The 967-nt window shown below is 60.2% G+C and carries 3 protein-coding genes; 1 reads left to right on the top strand and 2 read right to left on the bottom strand.

What is annotated here, in order from left to right; all coding sequences use genetic code 11:
* On the top strand, nucleotides 1–255 hold a 255-nt coding region (locus EOA29_RS37990; RefSeq protein WP_145970105.1), incomplete at its 5' end, for a DUF982 domain-containing protein.
* A gap of 65 nt (nucleotides 256–320) precedes the next feature.
* Here EOA29_RS37990 and EOA29_RS43560 read toward each other — a convergent pair.
* Nucleotides 321–548: a GDCCVxC domain-containing (seleno)protein gene (locus EOA29_RS43560; RefSeq protein ID WP_126093910.1), complete on the bottom strand. Its 228-nt coding sequence runs from the start codon at nucleotides 546–548 to the stop codon at nucleotides 321–323.
* Between the two features lie 51 nt (nucleotides 549–599).
* Nucleotides 600–967 (bottom strand): HlyD family secretion protein (locus EOA29_RS37980; RefSeq protein ID WP_189479147.1); only part of this gene is annotated, 368 nt, incomplete at its 5' end.

Genomic DNA, 967 nt, shown 5'->3' with positions numbered 1-967 from the left:
GGATACCCCTTGGAGGAAGTCGACAGCGTCTCCGATGCGTTGGTGTTCCTGCGGAAGTGGCCAACGGGAAGACGCGGCCCGGTTTATCAGTGCGCCCTGAATTGCTGCTCGGCGGCGATGTCGGGCAAGATGTCGGCCGAAGAAGCGAGAAAGGCCTTCGTCGGCTTTGCCCGCATCACCCGGCTGCTCGATGACGACATGGCGCTGCCCTTGGGTGGCGTCTCCATGGACAATGTCTACGCCCTGAGACGGTAGATCGGCCAAGGTTCCCTGGATTGCAAGGCGCTGCGCTTGCCTACGCGAGCGGGGATGTTGTCAACTCAACAACAATGATGCCGGCTCGCAGCACCGGACTGCCGCTCTCTCTGTTTCGGCGGACAGGGATGATCGCCGTAAGAGCAGAACACGCAGCAATCTCCCGCCAGGGGCTTGAGCAGAGTCCCGCAGCTTTCGCATTCGTAGAAGTACTGGCAGGCATCGACAGGCATCGTTTCGGTTCTGCGGTGGCCGCAGGCCGGGCAGGTGATTGTGCTGGCGAGTTCGATCATTGCTCTTTTACAAAGCTGCAGCATCTCGCCTGTTGTTTCAATTTTTCCCGCTCAATTCTCCCTGAAAGTGCGCGTCAGCGAAGCTTCGACCGGGGCCAGCATGTAATCGAGCAAAGTGTGTTCTCCGGTCAGGATCATGACTTCCGCCGGCATGCCGGGCGACAGACGGATGTCATGCAGTTGTCCGAGATCGGCCGCGTCGACTTTCACTTTGGCGAGGAAATAGGGCTCGCCGGTCTTCTCGTCGGTCAGCCGGTCGGCCGACACCGAGGTGAGCAGGCCATGGATCTGCGGCAGATGCCGGCTCGGATAGGCCGTCAGCACCACGCGGGCCGGCATGTCCAGATGCACCACGTCGATATCCGTAGGCCTAATGCGGGAATCGATGATCAGATTGGGCTCGTTGGGCACGATATCGA

The sequence above is a fragment of the Mesorhizobium sp. M1E.F.Ca.ET.063.01.1.1 genome (assembly GCF_003998155.1).
Taxonomy (GTDB): Bacteria; Pseudomonadota; Alphaproteobacteria; order Rhizobiales; family Rhizobiaceae; genus Mesorhizobium.
Note: the sequence above shows the minus strand (reverse complement) of the source record. Positions and strands in the feature narration are given on the sequence as shown.